Source organism: Endozoicomonas atrinae (assembly GCF_001647025.1).
Lineage (GTDB): Bacteria > Pseudomonadota > Gammaproteobacteria > Pseudomonadales > Endozoicomonadaceae > Endozoicomonas > Endozoicomonas atrinae.
Genome location: NZ_LUKQ02000427.1, coordinates 1 through 3,014, shown reverse-complemented (window position 1 = coordinate 3,014; position 3,014 = coordinate 1). Strand labels below are relative to the sequence as shown.

At 50.3% G+C, this 3,014-nt stretch carries 6 protein-coding genes; all 6 read right to left on the bottom strand.

Annotation, left to right across the window (positions count from 1 at the left end):
- On the bottom strand, positions 1 to 442 hold a 442-nt coding region (locus AK963_RS27410; RefSeq protein ID WP_139117714.1), incomplete at its 3' end, for a hypothetical protein.
- Positions 443 to 791: 349 nt separating this feature from the next.
- Positions 792 to 1,316, bottom strand: coding sequence for a hypothetical protein (locus AK963_RS27405; protein WP_066018495.1), 525 nt, complete (start codon positions 1,314 to 1,316; stop codon positions 792 to 794).
- Positions 1,317 to 1,505: 189 nt separating this feature from the next.
- The gene (locus tag AK963_RS27400) at positions 1,506 to 1,838 is read right to left on the bottom strand and encodes a phage protein NinX family protein (RefSeq protein ID WP_066018494.1); all 333 of its coding nucleotides are present in this window, start codon (positions 1,836 to 1,838) and stop codon (positions 1,506 to 1,508) included.
- 1 nt (position 1,839) lies between these two features.
- Positions 1,840 to 2,184: a DUF7768 domain-containing protein gene (locus AK963_RS27395; RefSeq protein WP_202969889.1), complete on the bottom strand. Its 345-nt coding sequence runs from the start codon at positions 2,182 to 2,184 to the stop codon at positions 1,840 to 1,842.
- Positions 2,185 to 2,230: 46 nt separating this feature from the next.
- On the bottom strand, positions 2,231 to 2,440 hold the full coding sequence (locus AK963_RS27390) for a hypothetical protein (RefSeq protein WP_139117713.1): 210 nt from the start codon (positions 2,438 to 2,440) through the stop codon (positions 2,231 to 2,233).
- A gap of 85 nt (positions 2,441 to 2,525) precedes the next feature.
- The coding region (terL, locus tag AK963_RS27385; RefSeq protein WP_175404689.1) for a phage terminase large subunit at positions 2,526 to 3,014 on the bottom strand (489 nt) is incomplete at its 5' end.

Sequence of the window (3,014 nt, the reverse complement as noted above, 5' to 3'; positions counted from 1 at the left end):
CGCGCTCAAGGAGCATGGAGGACTTGCGGGAATCGCGGTTCAGTCCTTCAAGCTGGAACATCGGGTTTCGCCCGCCGAGGGCGCTCATCATGTAGGTGAGTACGGTGTCGGAGATGGCGCGGGTGTCAGGGATGACAGCCTTTTCTCTGAAGTCGGTGGTGTCGGCGGGGACGTAGATGTCGTGGGCGCGGTCGGCTTCCTGCCAGTGGGCGTATCGTCTGGAGATTCGATCGAAGCTCATGTCGGACATGGTTTTTACCATGCTGACCAGTCGTTGTTCCTGTTCTTGCGACAGGAGCGTTGAGATGTCTTCGTAGTTGGTGAGCGGGTGGATCAGGTTTTTCAGGTCGACGATGACCCCTTCGACGGAGTGATCGGGCTCCTCGTCGGAGACTGCGCCGTCGATGAGGGCTTCTTCCATGTGAAGGTTGATGTTTTCCATGCCGCGAAAGGTGTCCGGTTGTGATTACCGGTATTGTTGCGGCGATGGATGGGTGGGTCGTCCTTTGGAAGTGCTGACTGGCGCCTTCGTAATAGACAAGCCGTTCCAATATTAACAAGTTCATCAAACAGCATGTCTGCCAGTCAGCAGGTAAAGTTTAGATGGTAATGGTGAATTGCAAGAAAAAAGCTACAGAAGTGATAAAAACCAAACCTGTAAGGAGAAACCCCTGCCAGGAAAAATGGAAAACCTGACAGGGGTTGACCTCAACAGTCGCCATATAAGGAGTAAATATGGCTCTTTTAACGTAACAGGGTTTGACTGTCGGGTCAAAACAAGAGGCTATACATCAGATGTAGCACTGCTTTTCTAAAAAGGAATGGTAGATTTTATGCAGTTCATCCAGCTTGGCTTGCAAAAAAACGGTATCCGTTGTTTCTGAAAAACGTATTTCTCCCCCGGCTGTAGGATTATAGTGTGCATTGCACACTACCATGTTAAATCGAGAAAAAGTCTGCCCCTGGTGACCAGGGTCACGATACCAAGCAATGAGTTGATGACCGCTCATTAAAGAACTGAGGGTTTTACTATCCCTTTCCAGCTCGATAAAAATTTGAGGTAGCTTGTCTTTGTTGTCCATCGCCGGTGTATCAAGGTAGGCAGACAACCGTGCAACATTGGTAATGAGCACGTTGAAATGATTAATAATTGTCTGCTGTTTCTGACCTTTAAGGGAATTATTGTGGATCATCCTTTGCAGGGCTTTTGAGTCTTCCGCTGTTGAGTAGGCTACGTAAGCAGACACACACGCAACAAGTAAAGACAGAATTGCAGTAACAACAGATGCTGATGCAGCTAAATTGCCTGCTTCCATTGAAAACCCTCTTTAAAAAGGCAGGCATAATAATTGCGCTCAACAGGATTTCAAGCATTAATGATCGGACAAAAACCGACCCGAAGGCCGGTGAAGTAGTGAACGTCCATGTAAAGGAGGAATCTCAGATATAAAAGTACCATTGAATGAAATTCTGTCAAAAACGTCCTGGCACAGAGCCGGTGAACCTTAATGAGCAGGAGTCATCCCAATATGGCCAATAAGTTCATGGTGTTGAATGATCGCCAGACAGGCGGCGGTTAATGGCGAGTAGTGGGAACCGAAGGCGGCAGAGAGACCGTGCTCGTTGCCGATGATGGCTATCCACTCGTCGGTGACGGTGGGGATCAGGCAGATGGAGTAGCGGTCGATGAGCGGGCCGCCGTCTGCCCAGTCCTGAGCAGGATTGTAGTGCCGGTCGGGTTTGTTCGGGGTTTTGATGAAGGTGATGCCAGTGTCGGTGGTCTTGATGTTGAGGCCCACGATACTGGCGATCTTCTGGTTGATGTCGGTGGGGGTCATGTTAACGGCTCCCTGCTGGCAGCGATCGGTAGATGACCGGTATGCCAGATTGCATGGCCAGACGGATGCCGTACTCCATGCCATTGCTGATGCCCCGATCTGTATAGACGACAGTTTGTTCAGCTACCCTGCGCCATGCCAGTCCGGCGTCAATACCAAGCTGGCGTTCTTCTGGAATGTCGTCGTCGAGTATGCCTGGTTGGGTGTAAAGCAGGTGGCTGGCCACAGGTGATTCACCACGGCTCAGACTGTCTTTGACGCAACGGCGGGCGTAGCCGATATTGGCGTCTACGTCCCCTGCATAGGGGCTTTCGATAATGGTCAGTTTCATTGCAGTAAATTCCATTTTGATTGATCTTCCTGGTCATGTGCCATTGTCTGAATCAAGTGGTTCATCGTCGTAATTGTTTTCGCAACACAATAATCTCAAGATTGCTGATCAACCAGGCAATCATAACCGCAAGGTGATTATATTCGGTCGCCACAAACCATGTCAGTGCAACAGCAATCAAAGCGACATAGGAGGCACCGCCAATGCCCGCTTCAAGAGTATCGAATAGATCATCCTCTTTTCGCATACGCCTTCCCCTGATGTCATCCACATCGGTGTCATGATGGAAAAGTTTGCCGCAATGGTAAATGCGGATAGTGATCAGTGTATTAGGTCATTAAACTGCTCGCATAGTTTCAATGACTTATGGAATTTTTGGAGGGCTTTTGTCCCTCCTTTTTTTTGCCTGCTAAAAACCCCACCCCCTTCCATTGTTTGCCGCTTAACTCTACCGATAGTGATTTGCCTGAGAAGGACTGACCCCAGCCATCGTCGACATCGGGTGCCGTTTTCTTTTGTTGCTGCTGGTATTGATTCGCCAGGGAGTGCTTGACGAAGATCGGCGTGTCGAAGGAGGCGGGGGTGACGTGGACTCTTGAGAGGGCGTCGATGAGGATTTCGAAAGCGTCCACCTGGTCGTCGTGTTCGACGGAGGGGAAGGCGGTGGCTTCGGCAATAAAGTCGTCGAGCCAGTGGGCGTTTCTGGGCAGGAAGACCATGCCGCCTGCAATGAGGTCGGTAATGGCGTTGACCCTTGATACTTTGTCTTTGTTGCCTGGGTTTCTCGGGATGATCGCCATGCCAGAGGTACGACGCAGTTCTTGGATGAGTGACTGACCGGAGGC

What these genes read in the sequence shown, in the direction of transcription:
- AK963_RS27395 (WP_202969889.1), bottom strand. Translation starts at nt 2,184, where the DNA reads ATGGAATTTACTGCAATGAAACTGACCATTATCGAAAGCCCCTATGCA.
- AK963_RS27400 (WP_066018494.1), bottom strand. Translation starts at nt 1,838, where the DNA reads ATGACCCCCACCGACATCAACCAGAAGATCGCCAGTATCGTGGGCCTC.
- AK963_RS27405 (WP_066018495.1), bottom strand. Translation starts at nt 1,316, where the DNA reads ATGGAAGCAGGCAATTTAGCTGCATCAGCATCTGTTGTTACTGCAATT.